Annotated in this window: 1 protein-coding gene; it reads right to left on the reverse strand. The window is 51.0% G+C overall.

All coding sequences use genetic code 11. The features are described from left to right. Positions 1-37: 37 nt before the first annotated feature. Positions 38-436 carry a hypothetical protein gene (locus tag D4A39_RS18980; protein WP_158586949.1) on the reverse strand — a complete coding sequence of 133 codons (399 nt, stop codon included), beginning with the start codon at positions 434-436 and terminating at the stop codon, positions 38-40. Positions 437-839 lie beyond the last annotated feature (403 nt).

The raw sequence follows: 839 nt of genomic DNA on the forward strand, positions 1-839 counted from the left end.
GTTATCATCCCTTTAAACTGTGCCTCTGTGCTGTCATTTATGTGTCTCCTTCGCACAACCGCAGGACCCACAGCTGGTGTGGGTGAAACAGACAGGTCAAAGAAGACACAGAAATGATCAGATAGGCCAACATCAAGCTGACATTTGAAATATTAACCCCCTTAGTAATGAGTAGGTCCAGAGTGTGCCCTCTGCTGTGGGTGGGCTCACTCACATGCTGAGTAAGACCAAAAGTCTCCAAAACAGCACAGAGTTCCTTAGCATTTCTGTCACAAACATTATCCACATGTACATTCAGATCCCCTGTGATGATGATACAGTTGAACTCTGTGCACACAACTGAAAGCATCTCAGTAAAATCTTCAATAAAACCTTGATATTGTTGGGGGGGCTTGTATATGATTACATACAGTATGGAGGAAAGCCACAGTCCCACTGTGCCGGTCCCTAGCCCGGGTAAAATGGAGAGGGTTGCGTCAGGAAGGGCATCCGGCGTAAAAACATTGCCAAGCTACTCATGCGAAGTACTCATGCTTCGCTGTGGCGACCCCCGGATGGGGATAAGCCGAAAGGCCACTACTACATTAACATAAAGTAAACATAACAGGGCAAGGTTTAGGGACAAAAGGACCTGGAGCCGGACTTGGAACCGGACTTGACCTGGAACCAGACTGGAACCTGACTTGGGCTGGCGCCGGGCTTGAACCGGGCTTGGACTGGACACAGACTGGAACCGGACTTGACTGGACTTGAGCCGGGCTGCAGATCTGGACCGAGGCCGGGCTGAAGATCTGGACCGGGGCCGGGCTGAAGATCTGGACCGGGGCCGGGCTGAAGAT

The organism is Alcanivorax profundi, from assembly GCF_003597125.1.
In the GTDB taxonomy this organism is placed as follows: domain Bacteria; phylum Pseudomonadota; class Gammaproteobacteria; order Pseudomonadales; family Alcanivoracaceae; genus Alcanivorax; species Alcanivorax profundi.